General features: G+C 38.8%; 18 protein-coding genes. 17 read left to right on the forward strand and 1 reads right to left on the reverse strand.

The genetic code is table 11. The features are described from left to right. The first annotated feature begins 5 nt into the window (after positions 1-5). The 17 genes from atpF to RUH95_RS13350 all read left to right on the forward strand — a co-directional run bounded on the left by atpF (position 6) and on the right by RUH95_RS13350 (position 14,225). A complete protein-coding gene (gene atpF / locus RUH95_RS13270) occupies positions 6-530 on the forward strand; it encodes a F0F1 ATP synthase subunit B (protein WP_313893365.1) in 525 nt (174 codons plus the stop codon). Continuing rightward, positions 527-1,063 carry a F0F1 ATP synthase subunit delta gene (locus tag RUH95_RS13275; protein WP_313893366.1) on the forward strand — a complete coding sequence of 179 codons (537 nt, stop codon included), beginning with the start codon at positions 527-529 and terminating at the stop codon, positions 1,061-1,063. The genes atpF and RUH95_RS13275 overlap by 4 nt, the downstream gene beginning before the upstream one ends. Before the next feature lie 27 nt (positions 1,064-1,090). Then, positions 1,091-2,599, forward strand: coding sequence for a F0F1 ATP synthase subunit alpha (gene atpA / locus RUH95_RS13280; RefSeq protein WP_313893367.1), 1,509 nt, complete (start codon positions 1,091-1,093; stop codon positions 2,597-2,599). 44 nt (positions 2,600-2,643) lie between these two features. Then, positions 2,644-3,504 carry a F0F1 ATP synthase subunit gamma gene (locus RUH95_RS13285; RefSeq protein ID WP_090565615.1) on the forward strand — a complete coding sequence of 287 codons (861 nt, stop codon included), beginning with the start codon at positions 2,644-2,646 and terminating at the stop codon, positions 3,502-3,504. A 34-nt stretch (positions 3,505-3,538) separates the two neighbouring features. Beyond that, positions 3,539-4,954 (forward strand): F0F1 ATP synthase subunit beta, encoded by a 1,416-nt coding sequence (atpD, locus tag RUH95_RS13290; protein WP_090565613.1) that lies wholly within the window; start codon positions 3,539-3,541, stop codon positions 4,952-4,954. Positions 4,955-4,978: 24 nt separating this feature from the next. Further along, entirely contained in the window at positions 4,979-5,383 is a 405-nt protein-coding gene (locus tag RUH95_RS13295; RefSeq protein ID WP_313893368.1) for a F0F1 ATP synthase subunit epsilon, read from the forward strand. Between the two features lie 95 nt (positions 5,384-5,478). Continuing rightward, positions 5,479-5,712 (forward strand): DUF1146 family protein, encoded by a 234-nt coding sequence (locus RUH95_RS13300; RefSeq protein WP_313893369.1) that lies wholly within the window; start codon positions 5,479-5,481, stop codon positions 5,710-5,712. A gap of 401 nt (positions 5,713-6,113) precedes the next feature. Continuing rightward, the gene (murA, locus tag RUH95_RS13305) at positions 6,114-7,409 is read left to right on the forward strand and encodes a UDP-N-acetylglucosamine 1-carboxyvinyltransferase (RefSeq protein WP_313893370.1); all 1,296 of its coding nucleotides are present in this window, start codon (positions 6,114-6,116) and stop codon (positions 7,407-7,409) included. Positions 7,410-8,019: 610 nt separating this feature from the next. Then, complete coding sequence (spoIID, locus tag RUH95_RS13310; RefSeq protein WP_397469507.1) at positions 8,020-8,886, forward strand: stage II sporulation protein D; 867 nt, start codon at positions 8,020-8,022, stop codon at positions 8,884-8,886. Positions 8,887-8,896: 10 nt separating this feature from the next. Further along, entirely contained in the window at positions 8,897-9,556 is a 660-nt protein-coding gene (locus RUH95_RS13315) for a peptidoglycan DD-metalloendopeptidase family protein (protein ID WP_313893371.1), read from the forward strand. Positions 9,557-9,671: 115 nt separating this feature from the next. Then, on the forward strand, positions 9,672-9,947 hold the full coding sequence (locus RUH95_RS13320) for a sporulation transcriptional regulator SpoIIID (protein WP_313893372.1): 276 nt from the start codon (positions 9,672-9,674) through the stop codon (positions 9,945-9,947). A 352-nt stretch (positions 9,948-10,299) separates the two neighbouring features. Beyond that, positions 10,300-11,292 (forward strand): rod shape-determining protein, encoded by a 993-nt coding sequence (gene mreB / locus RUH95_RS13325; protein WP_313893373.1) that lies wholly within the window; start codon positions 10,300-10,302, stop codon positions 11,290-11,292. 18 nt (positions 11,293-11,310) lie between these two features. Further along, the gene (locus RUH95_RS13330) at positions 11,311-12,147 is read left to right on the forward strand and encodes a flagellar hook-basal body protein (RefSeq protein ID WP_313893374.1); all 837 of its coding nucleotides are present in this window, start codon (positions 11,311-11,313) and stop codon (positions 12,145-12,147) included. 24 nt (positions 12,148-12,171) lie between these two features. Beyond that, complete coding sequence (locus tag RUH95_RS13335) at positions 12,172-13,011, forward strand: flagellar hook-basal body protein (RefSeq protein ID WP_313893375.1); 840 nt, start codon at positions 12,172-12,174, stop codon at positions 13,009-13,011. Positions 13,012-13,036: 25 nt separating this feature from the next. Next, positions 13,037-13,297, forward strand: coding sequence for a DNA-directed RNA polymerase subunit beta (locus RUH95_RS13340; protein ID WP_313893376.1), 261 nt, complete (start codon positions 13,037-13,039; stop codon positions 13,295-13,297). A 21-nt stretch (positions 13,298-13,318) separates the two neighbouring features. Continuing rightward, the gene (gene fabZ / locus RUH95_RS13345) at positions 13,319-13,759 is read left to right on the forward strand and encodes a 3-hydroxyacyl-ACP dehydratase FabZ (RefSeq protein ID WP_313893377.1); all 441 of its coding nucleotides are present in this window, start codon (positions 13,319-13,321) and stop codon (positions 13,757-13,759) included. 142 nt (positions 13,760-13,901) lie between these two features. Beyond that, a complete protein-coding gene (locus RUH95_RS13350) occupies positions 13,902-14,225 on the forward strand; it encodes a hypothetical protein (protein ID WP_313893378.1) in 324 nt (107 codons plus the stop codon). A 66-nt stretch (positions 14,226-14,291) separates the two neighbouring features. Here the strand turns inward: RUH95_RS13350 and RUH95_RS13355 are convergent, their stop codons facing one another. Next, positions 14,292-14,717 carry a YwpF family protein gene (locus tag RUH95_RS13355; protein WP_313893379.1) on the reverse strand — a complete coding sequence of 142 codons (426 nt, stop codon included), beginning with the start codon at positions 14,715-14,717 and terminating at the stop codon, positions 14,292-14,294. Positions 14,718-14,917: the final 200 nt, after the last annotated feature.

Here is a 14,917-nt window from a genome sequence, read left to right on the forward strand (position 1 = left end):
CAATCGTGTCTTTTGATTACCTTATACTCGGTGCTGCTGACAGCAAAGGGTTAAACATTTTGGATATTGCAGCTACATTATTCTTCTTTTTACTATTGATGTTTATATTGAAGAAAGTAGCTTGGGGTCCACTAATGGGGATTATGACTCAACGTGAAGAGTTAATCGCTGGTGAAATCGAAGCAGCTGAAAAAAGCCGTCAAGACTCACAGCGTGTACTTGAAGAACAACGTGACTTACTTAAAGAAGCACGTACGGAAGCATTAGCGATTGTAGAAAATGCGAAGAAACAAGGCGAAACATCTCGTGAAGAAATTATTACGACTGCTCGTTCTGAAGCTGCGCGTTTGAAAGAATCTGCTATCCGTGAAATCGATACAGAAAAAGAAAGAGCGATTGCAGCGGTACGAGAAGAAGTCGTTTCACTTTCAGTACTTGCAGCGTCGAAAGTTCTTGAAAAAGAAGTTTCGGAAGAAGATAATCGTGCGCTAATCGAGGCAACGATTGCGAAGGCAGGCGAAGCTAATTGAGTAATTCAACTGTCGCAAAGCGTTACGCAATCGCACTATTCGAGCTAGCACAACAAAAAAACGAGCTTTCTTCAGTAGAAGAAGACTTACGTGAACTTAAACTTGTATGGAATAGCAATGAAGAGTTGAATACATTATTCACTTCTCCAAAGCTTTCTCTAATCAAGAAAAAAGCACTTATCCGTGAAATCTTCGCAAGTGCTAATCCAATTGTTATCAATACACTTCAAGTGTTAATAGATAAGAAAAGATTAGATGAAGTAGGATATATCATTAACGAATTTATGATACTTTCAAACGAAGCACAAGGTGTTGCTGACGCGAAAGTATATACAACTCGCGAATTAACAGAAGAAGAGCGTTCAAGCATTTCAACTGTATTTGCAAAAAATGTAGGGAAACAATCCCTACGCATTGAGAACATTATAGATCCATCTATTATTGGTGGAATGAGTGTTCAAATCGGAAACCGCATTTACGATAGCAGTCTAAGCACAAAATTAGATCGTTTAAAACGTAACTTGATCGGTTAATATTATGAATTTAGAGAGGTGACATACATGAGCATCAAAGCTGAAGAAATCAGTGTCTTGATTAAACAGCAGATTGAGAATTACGAATCTGAGATGAAAGTTAGCGACGTTGGTACAGTTATCAAAATTGGTGACGGTATCGCTCTTGCTCATGGCCTCGACAACGTCATGGCCGGAGAACTTTTAGAGTTCTCAACAGGTGTACTAGGTATGGCACAAAACTTGGAAGCTAACAATGTTGGTATCGTTATCCTTGGGCCATATACAGACATCAAAGAAGGCGATGAAGTACGTCGAACTGGCCGTATTATGGAAGTTCCTGTAGGTAAAGAATTGATTGGCCGCGTAGTTAATCCACTTGGTCAACCAGTTGATGGGCTAGGTCCTATCGCTACTACAAAAACTCGTCCAATTGAAAGTCCTGCACAAGGGGTTATGGCACGTAAATCTGTTCATGAACCACTTCAAACAGGTATTAAAGCGATTGACGCTCTTGTACCAATCGGGCGTGGTCAACGTGAGTTAATCATCGGAGACCGTCAAACTGGTAAAACAACTGTTGCAATCGATGCAATTCTTAACCAAGCAGACCAAGATATGATTTGTATCTACGTTGCAATTGGTCAAAAAGAATCGACTGTACGTAACGTTGTAGAAACACTACGTAAAAAAGGTGCATTAGAATACACAATCGTTGTAACTGCATCTGCATCACAACCATCTCCATTATTATACTTAGCTCCTTATGCTGGTGTAACAATGGCAGAAGAGTTTATGTTTGATGGCAAGCATGTCCTAATTGTTTATGATGATTTATCAAAACAAGCAGCTGCTTACCGCGAACTTTCATTACTTCTTAAACGTCCTCCAGGTCGTGAAGCTTATCCAGGGGATGTGTTCTACTTACACTCACGTTTACTTGAGCGTGCAGCGAAGTTGAATGAAACACTTGGTGCAGGTTCAATTACTGCATTACCATTCGTTGAAACACAAGCGGGAGATATTTCTGCTTATATTCCGACAAACGTAATTTCTATTACAGATGGTCAAATATTCTTACAATCTGATCTATTCTTCTCGGGCGTACGTCCAGCTATCAACGCTGGTTTATCTGTATCTCGTGTTGGTGGTTCAGCACAAATTAAGGCAATGAAAAAAGTTGCGGGTACACTACGTCTAGACTTAGCTGCATTCCGTGAGCTTGAAGCATTCTCTCAATTTGGATCAGATCTTGACCCAATTACTCAAGGTAAACTTGACCGTGGTGTACGTACAGTTGAAGTATTAAAACAAGACTTGAATAGCCCTATTAAAGTGGAAAAACAAGTTATCATTTTATACGCACTAACACGTGGCCATTTAGATGATATTCCAGTAAAAGATGTTACTCGTTTCGAAACTGAGCTTAACAGCTGGTTAGATTCAAACCACACAAACGTTTTAGATCATATTCGTACGACTAAAGATCTTCCTTCAGATGAAGACTTAGTAAATGCATTAACTGCGTTTAAAAAGACTTTCGCTAAATCTGAATAATTCTTAAGTCTAAGTGAAAAAAACAATAAGGTGGTGAAATACCAGTGGCATCATTACGCGACATTAAAAGTAAAATTACGTCAACAAAGAAAACAAGTCAGATAACAAAAGCTATGCAAATGGTTTCTGCTTCTAAATTGAACCGTGCGGAGGAAAATGCGAAAGCATATGTTCCCTACATGTCGAAAATTCAAGAAGTAGTTGGTGCAATAGCATCAGGTACTAGTGATAGTGGACATCCAATGTTAACTTCTCGTCCTGTTAAAAAGACTGCATATCTTGTCATCACAGCTGATCGTGGTTTGGCTGGCGCATATAACAGTAATGTTATTCGTGCTGTAGCTAATGCAATAGCTGAAAGACATTCTTCAAAAGAAGAGTATGTAATCTTCGCAATTGGTCGTATGGGACGTGATTTCTTCCTAAAGCGTGGTTCTAACGTAATTGGGGAAGTAGTCGGCTTACCAGACCAACCTGCTTTTGCTGATATCAAAGAAGTTGCGCACAAAGCTGTTGGTATGTTCACGGATGGTACATATGATGAACTTTATATGTACTATAACCACTTTGTCAGTGCTATCTCCAGTGAAGTAACGGAGAAAAAGGTACTGCCACTTACGGATATTGCAGTAGAAACAGGCACAACTGCTTCTTATGAATTTGAGCCTTCACCTGAAGCAATTCTAGAAGTATTACTTCCACAGTATGCGGAAAGCCTGATTTTCGGTGCATTACTCGATGGTAAAGCCAGTGAGCATGCTTCTCGTATGTCTGCGATGAAATCCGCGACAGACAATGCAGCTGATTTGATCAGCAATTTAACATTAGTATACAACCGAGCACGTCAAGCAGCAATTACGCAAGAAATTACGGAAATTGTCGGCGGCGCAGCGGCATTAGAATAGTTTTAGATAGAAAGTAAGACAGGAGGGAACAGTAGTGAACAAAGGACAAGTACTACAAGTAATGGGTCCAGTTGTTGACGTTAAGTTTGACAACGGCCATTTACCAGCTATCTATAATGCACTAACTGTAGCGATTGAACGTCCAAACGAAGCGCCTACAACTTTAACATTAGAAGTAGCGTTACACTTAGGAGATGACTCAGTTCGTACTATTGCAATGTCATCTACGGACGGCCTTAAGCGTGGTACAGAGGTATTTGATGCTGGTACAGCAATTTCTGTTCCAGTTGGTGATGTAACTTTAGGACGTGTTTTCAACGTACTTGGTGAAGTTATTGACTTAGGGGAAGAAGTACCAGTTGGAGAACGTCGTGATCCAATTCACCGTCAAGCTCCAACATTTGAAAACCTATCTACAGAAGTTGAAATTCTTGAAACAGGTATTAAAGTAGTAGATCTATTAGCTCCTTATATTAAAGGTGGTAAAATCGGTCTATTCGGTGGTGCCGGTGTAGGTAAAACAGTTCTTATTCAAGAACTTATTAATAACATTGCTCAAGAGCATGGCGGTATTTCTGTATTCGCTGGTGTTGGAGAGCGTACGCGTGAAGGAAATGACTTATTCCATGAGATGAGTGATTCAGGCGTTATTAAGAAAACAGCAATGGTATTCGGTCAAATGAATGAACCACCTGGCGCACGTATGCGTGTTGCTTTAACTGGTCTTACAATGGCAGAATATTTCCGTGATGAGCAAGGTGCAGACGTACTTCTATTCATCGACAATATCTTCCGTTTCACGCAAGCAGGTTCTGAGGTTTCAGCACTTTTAGGTCGTATGCCTTCAGCTGCTGGTTACCAACCAACACTTGCAACTGAAATGGGTCAATTACAAGAGCGTATCACGTCAACAAACACTGGTTCAGTTACATCTATCCAAGCGATTTATGTACCAGCCGATGACTATACGGATCCAGCTCCAGCAACAACATTCGCTCACTTAGATGCGACTACAAACTTAGAACGTAAATTATCTGAGATGGGTATTTATCCAGCGGTTGATCCTTTAGCTTCTTCTTCACGCGCGCTTTCTCCGGAAATCGTAGGTCAAGAGCATTATGATGTAGCACGTCAAGTGCAATATACATTACAACGCTACAGAGAGCTTCAAGATATTATCGCAATCTTAGGTATGGATGAATTAGGAGATGAAGACAAGCTAGTAGTTAACCGTGCTCGTCGTATTCAGTTCTACCTATCTCAAAACTTCCATGTTGCAGAACAATTTACAGGTCAAAAAGGTTCATACGTTCCAGTTAAAGAAACTGTAGAAGGATTCAAACAAATTCTTGATGGAAAATATGACCATTTACCAGAAGATGCATTCCGTTTAGTTGGACGCATTGAAGAAGTTGTAGAAAAAGCGAAAAGCATGGGCGTAGAAGTATAATAAATCGGACCAGGAGGTAAAAATATGAAGACACTTACAGTCAATATTGTCACTCCCGACGGCCCGGTATACGATTCTGAAGTAGACATGATTATCGCTAAAACAGCATCCGGCGAACTCGGTATTTTACCTGGCCATATTCCAATGGTTGCGCCACTTGTAATCGGTGCAGTTAAATTGAAAAAAGATGGAAAAACAGAGTACGTAGCAGTAAACGGTGGATTTGTTGAAGTTCGTCCTGAAAAGGTAACGATTTTAGCTCAATCATCAGAAGTTGCTTCAAGTATCGATTTAGCTCGTGCAAAAGAAGCGATGAAACGTGCAGAAGCACGTCTTCAAAGTAAACATGAGGCAACTGACTTTAGTCGTGCAGAACTTGCTTTGAAACGTGCGATGAATCGTATCAACGTTTATGAGGGTAACATTTAATTTGAATGAATGATGAACGGACAGAAAAATTCTGTCCGTTTTTTCTCTATACAATCTCAGTTAATGTTATTGTTTTTCTAAGGAGGAGAATTGATATGGGTTTATTGAATGGGGAACAAGCAGTTATTGCTATTTTAGCAAATGTTTTTTTTATCGGAATATCTTTTTATGCACTACAAGCAATAATGGTAGAAAAGTTTATTAGAAAAAATCGTGTTTTTCAAGCACAATTATTTTATATATTGGCTAGTATTATGATTGGTTCAACAGTAGCGGAATTTTTCTTGAATTTAACAATATGGTCTAATCAGCTACAATACTTATTTTAAGTGAAATGGATTCTATATGCTCATGCAAATAATGGATGTGTTTGTATGATCATGTAGAATTTCATCAAATTTCCCGGGAAATTTTTTGTCGATAAAGGTTTTATATGCCTGTAGAAGGGTAATTTAAGATTATCTACACGAAACGATTAGGTATTACGTATACTATAACAATTAAAAATAAATTCTTCTCAATATGAATTGTGGATGTGCAGGGGCTTAAACTGTATTGTGACTAGATTTGTAAAGCTTCCGAGTTATAAATGAAAAATAGTTTTTTTGATGCTTGTATATAGATGATTTTCATTGTATGATGGATATTGTTTTGATTTCCTAATGATAACATCATACATATTTTATTTATATAAAATGCAAATGAGGATAGAGAACGTGGAGGGAAAGAAGTGGATAAAATCGTTGTTAAAGGCGGTCAAACTTTAAGGGGAAAAGTGCGTGTAGAAGGTGCCAAAAATGCAGTTCTTCCAGTACTTGCAGCAGCTTTGCTTGCTACTAAAGGTCAAAATATTATTAAAGACGTGCCAACACTTGCAGACGTATTAACGATAAATGAAGTATTAAAAAGTTTAAATACAAAAGTAACATATAATCCAGAAAATAACCAAGTAATCATTGATTCACAAGAACCACTTTCAAGTGAAGCACAATTTGAGTATGTGCGTAAGATGCGTGCATCTATACTTGTAATGGGTCCTATTTTAGCGCGTAATGGCTTTGCTCGTGTAGCGCTACCTGGTGGCTGTGCAATTGGCTCTCGTCCAATAGATCAGCATTTAAAAGGTTTTGAAGCTATGGGTGCAGAAATTTCTTTCGGTCATGGGTATGTTGAGGCGAAAACAAATGGTCGTTTACAAGGTGCTAAAATTTATCTAGATGTACCAAGCGTTGGTGCAACTGAAAATATTATGACTGCAGCAGCTTTGGCAGAAGGAACGACAACTATCGAAAATGCTGCTAAAGAGCCGGAAATTGTAGATTTAGCTAACTTCATCAATGAGATGGGTGGAAAAGTAAAAGGCGCGGGAACTGACACAATTCGCATAGAAGGTGTCACGGAGCTTTTTGGTACTGAACATCATATTATTCCAGATCGTATTGAAGCAGGAACTTTTATGGTTGCAGCAGCTATTACGAAAGGCGATGTGCTAATTGAAAATGCTGTACCAGAACATATGACAGCTCTTATTTCTAAAATGCAAGAAATGGGTGTAGAAATTACAGAGGAAGATAATGGTCTTCGTGTGAAATCTACAGGTTCATTAAAATCAGTGGATATTAAAACAATGCCACATCCTGGTTTCCCAACAGATATGCAATCTCAAATGATGGCATTGATGATGACTGCTCAAGGAACCGGCATTATTACAGAAACTGTATTTGAAAATCGTTTCATGCATGTGGAAGAGTTCCGTCGTATGAATGGTAATATGAAAATCGAAGGACGTTCGGTTATTATGGAATCTCCATCTGATTTACAGGGGGCAGAAGTTGCTGCTACTGATTTACGTGCAGCTGCATCGTTAATTATTGCTGGTTTGGTGGCAAAAGGAATTACACGTGTAACTGAGCTATATCATTTAGATCGTGGGTATGTGAATTTCGATAAAAAATTAGCGGCTCTTGGTGCAGATGTTGAACGCATCGGAAGCGAAAATACTGAAAAAGCAGTTCAATTTGTTTAATATATGTAAAACGCCGTGCATACATGCATGGCGTTTTTTTTGATATAATGCGTCTCGGTGGTTTCAGCTAGGATTTAAGCTGCAAGGAGGACGCTTTCCACGGGGCGGGCGGTGAGCCTCCTCGGTCGCTAAAACTCTCCACTGCGGGGTCTCACCTGTCCCGCTTAATCCCATTGGAATACCCTCCATTTCGCTCTACATATTTAGAATGGAAGTACTATTTCTTAAAAAGCGAAAGAATTAATGATTTTGCAACTAAGTTGCCATGATTAATTGCTTACTCAAACCGCGAGACACTTGTTGCCGTAGCGAGTCGGGCCGAATTAGCCGAAGTATGAGACCCACTTGGGCACAGCACAAGTTGGCTCATGCAAGGTGCGTCAAGCGCGGAGGCATAGTGGATATTCGTTAAGACGAACTTTACCTAGAGCATGACACAGAGCATATGAAACATCAAAATAGGCATTTAAACTTTTTTGATGTTTTCATTATAAGCAAGGTATTCGCATATAGTACTGCTATGAAACAAAACCTCCTTTTATTATTCATTTGCATAAGTCTCTTGTGTTTACCACTCTTATTAATCAAAGAAAAAGATGAAGCCAAGTATGTGCCAGAGGTAGAAAAAGAAATAAGTTGTCCAATACTAATCGAAGTGGAAGGGGTCAAAGAAGAAATACCATTGGAGACATATGTTTTAGGAGTAGTTGCCGCAGAAATGCCGATCTCATTCCATGAGGAGGCATTAAAAGCTCAATCAATTGCAGCGCGGACATATGTATTGCGGGAAACAAACTATGGTGACAAAGTAATATCAAAAACGGTTCAAAAACAAGTGTATATAGGTGAAGAAGAACGTAGAAAGAAATGGGGAGCCTCATTTCAAACATACGAAGAAAAACTTCAGCGCGTAGTTGCTTCAACCGAAGGAGAAATTATCGTATATAAAGATCAATTAATAACTGCAATGTTCTTTTCTACTAGTAATGGACAAACAGAAAGTGCTGAAAATTATAGTGGCAATGCCATTCCGTATTTAGTTTCAGTTCCGAGCCAGTCAGAGGAATTATATTCGGCAAACGTCAAAAAACAATTTCAATTTACGAAAGAAGAGTGGGCGAAAGCGTTTGGTTTAAAATGGTCTCCTACTATTGTGAAAACGTTCCGAATGACGCATACAGATTCGAACCGTGTGCAGACAGTCAAGATGAACGGTAAAACCTGGACAGGAAGAGAAGTCCGTACAAAGCTAGGACTACCTTCCACAGATTTTAAAGTTTCGTTCCAGAACGATCAAGTAGTTGTCGAAACGATCGGATATGGACATGGTGTTGGGATGAGTCAATATGGTGCAGAGGTGTTAGCAAACGAATCTGTAGAGGCGCATGAAATTCTAGTTCATTATTATAAAGGAACTGAAATAAAAAGTTTTTCTGCATGTTTAAAATCTCCTTCAAATGCAAAGAATAGCAATTGAGGTGATGAAAATGAGAGAAGAACAATCGAACAAGCCTTCTCAGAAGAATACAAGTCCGAAAAAGCCGTGGTTTTGGCCGCTAATATACACGGGGTTTTCGGTAGCGTTTGTAGGAATGATTTGGGGGTATAATGTCTTTATCACAAATGATAAAGCAGATGACTCAGAATGGACCGATGTTGCAACTAATCCAGACAAAGTGACCATCGAAACAAATGCAGCAACAGAATCGATTAAGTACCCATTCAAGGAAGCACTACTTGAAAATGTAGAAATTGTACAGCATTTTTACGACATGGAAGCGGATGCAACGACGAGAGAAGAATCATTACTTGTATTTGGGCAAACGTATGTGACAAATACAGGCGTTTCGCTGTCGATGAATAGCGAGCCTTTCGAAGTTGTAGCTGCACTGAGTGGAAAAGTGGAAGAAGTAAACCTAGATCCGTTTGAAGGCGATGAAGTTGTTTTATCCCATGCAAATGGCATGCAAACAAAATATCGCTCTGTTAGTGAAATATTAGTAAAAGTAGGGGATACGGTAGAGCAAGGACAAGCACTTGCGACTGCAGCAGAAAACGAATGGAATCCAACTGCTGGAATTCATTTGCAATTCGAAGTGTTTGAAGATGGTGTATTAACGAATCCGGAATTATTGTTAGCGTTTTAACTTTTTCAATAATGTGAGCAGTAATTAAAGCAAGATGAATGAGATCATTCATAATAGCCTATACGTATGCATAAAGTGATGAAAAGTGTTCCTTTACTAACGAAAGGAAGAGTTTGTGCACGAAACGATTCGTCATAGATGCATACGTCTTGGTGAAATGCTCATAGAAACAAAGAAAACTGTGCGCGCCATCGCGAGTACAACAGGTCATTCTAAAAGCACTGTTCACAAGGATTTAACCGAAAGACTCCATTTAGTAGATCCTCAACTAGCAAAGGAAGTAAAAGAAATACTTGCGTACCATAAATCGGTCAGGCATTTGCGAGGTGGAGAAGCAACGAAAAGAAAATGGAAAACAAAAAAGGAAGATAGGAAAGGTCGTGATTTGTAACGAATCACGGCTTTTTCTTATTGTCTAGCTTCAGCGCCTAGCCCCTCGGGGTCAAATGTGAAAAGGTGCTCCTGCGGTTACTCGTCGCAAAAAGATCTTGCTCCTGCGGTTATTCGTCGCAAAAAAAATTGTGCTCCTGCGCAAGCTCGTCGCTATAAAGAAAGCTCCAGTGGCTGAGGAACTGCCTCCTCGCTTTTCCCCATTTGCCTGTCGGGGCAGACATAGGCGCTTACGCTTTTCTTATTGCCTAAAAAAAGTGTAATTACAGATAAACTATGATAAAATTATAAGTTAGAGGCGTATCGAAAAAGTAAAGAGAAAATGGGTTAATGGGGAAGGAGAAACACTGTTAATGTTTGCAAAAGATATAGGGATTGATCTAGGTACAGCAAACGTACTTATTCATGTAAAAGGTAAGGGTATTGTGTTGAATGAGCCATCTGTAGTAGCTATTGACAAAAGTACGAACAAAGTTTTAGCAGTTGGGGAAGAAGCTCGTCAAATGGTCGGTAGAACACCGGGAAATATTATAGCAATTCGTCCACTTAAAGATGGTGTAATCGCAGACTTTGATGTAACAGAAGCAATGTTAAAACATTTTATAAATAAATTAAATGTAAAAGGATTTTTATCAAAGCCGCGCATTTTAATTTGTTGTCCTACAAACATTACAAGTGTAGAGCAAAAAGCTATTCGTGAAGCAGCTGAAAAATCAGGCGGCAAAAAAGTATACTTAGAAGAAGAACCTAAAGTTGCAGCAATCGGGGCTGGCATGGATATTTTCCAACCAAGCGGTAATATGGTCGTAGATATCGGTGGAGGTACAACAGATGTAGCCGTGCTTTCTATGGGGGATATCGTAACTTCTGAATCTATTAAAATTGCTGGAGATGTTTTTGATAATGATATTCTTCAATATATTAAAAAAGAGTACAAGCTACTTATTGGGGAACGTACTGCTGAAAGCATTAAAATAACAATCGGAACAGTTTTCCAAGATAGTCGTCATGAAGAAATGGATATTCGTGGGCGTGATATGGTTACAGGCCTTCCAAGAACAATTACTGTTCGCTCTGAAGAAATTGAACGAGCATTAAGAGAGTCCGTTTCAGTTATTGTACAAGCTGCAAAAAATGTTTTAGAAAAAACACCACCTGAGTTATCAGCAGATATTATTGATCGTGGTGTCATTATTACTGGTGGTGGGGCATTGCTGCACGGCATGGATCATCTATTGGTAGAAGAGCTAAAAGTGCCAGTGTTTATTGCAGAGAACCCAATGGATTGTGTCGCAATTGGTACCGGAATTATGCTGGATAATATAGATCGAATTACTAGAAAGTAAAAGAATGGAGGCTTTCCAATGTTTCGTGGATTTCACACAGCTGCATCAGGTATGATTGCACAACAACGTAGAACTGAATTGCTTACAAATAATATGGCAAATGCGAATACCCCTGGATTTAAAGCGGATCAATCAGTAATTAGATCGTTTCCAGATATGTATTTGTCGCGTATCGGAACTGCAAAAGTTCCGACAGAAGCGCCTTCTAATTATAAGTTTGCAAAAGGCGTTGGTGGACTTAGTACAGGAGTTTATATGCAAGAAACGATTCCATTGTTACAACAGGGCCAACTTCAAGATACAGGACTTAATACAGATATCGCATTGATCGATGGGTCATTACCAGTCGACGAGGCAACCGGTCAAACGGGAGCAGTTTTTTATCGCTTGCAGCATCCAGTTGACGGCGAGGCTTACACTAGAAATGCAAGCTTCACATTGGACGCTAGTGGTTTCTTAACGAATCCACAAGGGTTATACGTGTTAAATGCAGAAGGTCAGCGTATTCAATTGCCAAACGATGATTTTCGAGTTGCAGATGACGGGCAAATTTTTCATAATGATGTTGCAGTTGCGCGAATCGGAGTTTCATTTTCAAACCAACCAGAAACATTAATTAAACAAGATAATGGCTTATATAAAACGGTAGATGGCACAAACTTACCATCTGCTTACAATGTTGCAAATGTTAGTTTTTCCCTACAACAAGGATATATTGAACGTTCCAATGTTGACTCTGGAAGAACGATGACGGACTTGTTAACGGCATACCGCGCATTTGAAGCAAATCAAAAAATATTACAAGCATACGATCAAAGCATGCAAAAAACGGTAAATGAAGTCGGTAGAGTTTAATAAAAAAGAGAGGAGGTTGTACATATGTTACGTACAATGATTACAGCAACTAATACAATGACACAATTACAAAACCAATTAGACATTATTGGAAATAATATGGCTAATTCAAATACACATGGTTTCAAAGCAAAAGATGTGAAGTTTCAAGAGCTAATGTATCAACAGTTTAACAACGATAAATTAGATAAGGCTGATCGTCAGTCTCCGACTGGAATTCGTTACGGTGTAGGGGCAGCACTAGGGCAAGCTACGATGAACTGGAAGCAAGGAAGTCTGCAATCTACAGATCGTGAATTAGATTTTGCTTTTCAACAGCCAAAACAATATTTTAACGTACTAATGCCAGACGGAGAAGCTGGTCAAAAAACTGCCTATACTCGACAAGGTGCATTTTATGTTTCACCAATGGAAAATGGAGATCTAATGCTTGTTAATGGAGATGGCTACCCAGTTGCCGATTCTAATGGACAAGCAATCCTTCTTCCTGACAATGTTTCTAAATTTACTGTAAATGAATCAGGGATACTAACAGCGAGCTATCCAGACGGTTCTACAGTGCAAAGAGAACTAGCTGTAACAGTTCTGCAAAAGCCACAATTGATGGAGCATATTTCTGGAACATATATTGGTCTCCCAGCTAATATGGACGAATTAGGTGTAACTGTACAAGAAGTATTAACAGATTTACAAGGCGCTGATCGAAATCAAATTTCAGTAACGAATGGCGTACTTGAATTATCGAATGTTGATCTTGCAAAAGAAATGACAGAGTTAACAATGACTCAACGTTCTTATCAATTCAATGCTCGTTCTATTACGCTTGCAGATCAAATGATGGGTCTTATTAATGGAATTAGATAATTTCCTTCCGTAAGGAGTTAAGCTTATGACAGAAGAAGTCAAAGTTGCTAGAAGACAACGTAGGGCACAAAGACAAGCCGAAGAAGCAGAAGCGAAAAAAACATATTGGGTGCAAATCCGTATGTTTCCTATTTGGCTACGTATACTATTAATCCTAGCGATTTTCGGTGGAGCCGCAGTTGCAGGTTTAATGGTGGGCTATGGCATTCTTGGAGATGGTACACCGAGTGATGCATTGAAATGGGAAACATATCAGCACTTATTAGATATAAAAGACGGGAAATAGGGACATATTGGAGGGAACTTCATGTTAACAACAGAACAAGTTCAAGCACTTTTACCTCATCGTTATCCATTTTTAATGATTGATCGTATTTTAGAGGTTGAAGATGGAAAACGTGCTGTAGGATTAAAAAATGTAACAATCAACGAGCAATTTTTCAATGGTCATTTCCCTGGCTATCCAGTAATGCCTGGAGTACTTATCGTGGAAGCACTTGCACAAGTTGGTGCAGTAGCAGTGTTGCAAATTCCTGAAAATAAAGGAAGGCTTGCTTTCTTTACAGGAATTGATAACTGCCGTTTCAAAAGACAAGTAAAACCTGGTGATCAATTAAGGCTTGAAGTAGAACTTTTGAAATTGCGTGGGGCAATGGGTAAAGGCCACGGAATCGCAACAGTTGATGGAGAGCTAGTTTGTGAAGCAGATATTCTTTTTGCATTAGGACCAGTTGTAGAAAAGGAATAATAGTAGTATTCCTGCATATGGCTAATGATATTCATGAAAAAACAGGCAATAATGCCATCGGATAGTTCCTTACTTTCTTGGACAACCTATCGTAAGTCACAAATATGTGATGACGATATCCAAGGAAGGAGGAATTTTTTTTATGTGGAAAAAAGCGGTTCCAGTTATCGCATTAAGTTCTGTTTTGTTAGTTGGATGTAATATGGATAAGACTGTTCCATCTACAGATGAAACGCCGATGCAAGATATCAAAGATGACACAAGACGTTTAGCGCCAGATGTGAATACGCCATCTCCTGATACAAAAGTGGATGAAACTATTGTGAACCCGAACGGAACTACGCATGAAGAAACAAACGTTGAGCCAAATGGAACAATGACGAATGAAGGTACAGTAAATGAGCCAAATGTAAAGACTGGCAATGAAGAAATTATTCAAGAAGATGTGAAAGTTAACAACAAGTAATATAAATGAAAAAGCTACTTCAAAGAATTATTTTCTTTGAAGTAGCTTTTTTTAGTACATACAAATTTAATCCCTTTTTAACAAAGGTCGAACTTTCATATCGTGTTCAAAGCGTGACAATAAATCTTCACCAGTTAAACCTTCTTTGATTAATTCGGAAAGAAGAGACTCGGCATATTTTCGTCTTGCGAAATTTAAAGTACCACGTAGCAACACAGAAATTTGTTCTCCAATTTCTTTAACAGAATAAACAACAACCTCAAAATTGGCGGGCTCATTTTCTGGATAAGAAATTACAGCCTTAGCAGTAATCTTTTCATTCGTAAATTGTAAATCAGAAAAAAGCGGTTTATGTTGTTTATCTACAAACAGCTCCAATATCCAAGAACGAGAAGTATTCTCTTGATTGATAATAATACCATCTTCTAAAGGAACTGAGTGAACAACAGAATCGCGAATAATATCGACAGAAATTAACTTAAATGTTTTCATCTGAACACACCCTTCTAAAGGATTTACTCACAATTATAGCATAGAAAGAACAAACATTTTGTAAGTGAAATTAAAAATCACGCCTGTTGATTAACCATTCTATTCAGTTTTGTATTTTCGTTCGTTTTTTACATAAAGTGCGTCTTAGTGAATAGCCACTATGCCTCCGCGCTTGCCGCACCTTGCATGAGCCAACTTGT

It is taken from the genome of Psychrobacillus sp. (assembly GCF_032154225.1).
Lineage (GTDB): Bacteria > Bacillota > Bacilli > Bacillales_A > Planococcaceae > Psychrobacillus.

What these genes read in the sequence shown, in the direction of transcription:
- RUH95_RS13355 (WP_313893379.1), bottom strand. Translation starts at nt 14,717, where the DNA reads ATGAAAACATTTAAGTTAATTTCTGTCGATATTATTCGCGATTCTGTT.
- RUH95_RS13350 (WP_313893378.1), top strand. Translation starts at nt 13,902, where the DNA reads ATGTGGAAAAAAGCGGTTCCAGTTATCGCATTAAGTTCTGTTTTGTTA.
- mreB (WP_313893373.1), top strand. Translation starts at nt 10,300, where the DNA reads ATGTTTGCAAAAGATATAGGGATTGATCTAGGTACAGCAAACGTACTT.
- RUH95_RS13330 (WP_313893374.1), top strand. Translation starts at nt 11,311, where the DNA reads ATGTTTCGTGGATTTCACACAGCTGCATCAGGTATGATTGCACAACAA.
- RUH95_RS13335 (WP_313893375.1), top strand. Translation starts at nt 12,172, where the DNA reads ATGTTACGTACAATGATTACAGCAACTAATACAATGACACAATTACAA.
- atpA (WP_313893367.1), top strand. Translation starts at nt 1,091, where the DNA reads ATGAGCATCAAAGCTGAAGAAATCAGTGTCTTGATTAAACAGCAGATT.
- fabZ (WP_313893377.1), top strand. Translation starts at nt 13,319, where the DNA reads ATGTTAACAACAGAACAAGTTCAAGCACTTTTACCTCATCGTTATCCA.
- RUH95_RS13300 (WP_313893369.1), top strand. Translation starts at nt 5,479, where the DNA reads ATGGGTTTATTGAATGGGGAACAAGCAGTTATTGCTATTTTAGCAAAT.
- RUH95_RS13340 (WP_313893376.1), top strand. Translation starts at nt 13,037, where the DNA reads ATGACAGAAGAAGTCAAAGTTGCTAGAAGACAACGTAGGGCACAAAGA.
- RUH95_RS13295 (WP_313893368.1), top strand. Translation starts at nt 4,979, where the DNA reads ATGAAGACACTTACAGTCAATATTGTCACTCCCGACGGCCCGGTATAC.
- RUH95_RS13315 (WP_313893371.1), top strand. Translation starts at nt 8,897, where the DNA reads ATGAGAGAAGAACAATCGAACAAGCCTTCTCAGAAGAATACAAGTCCG.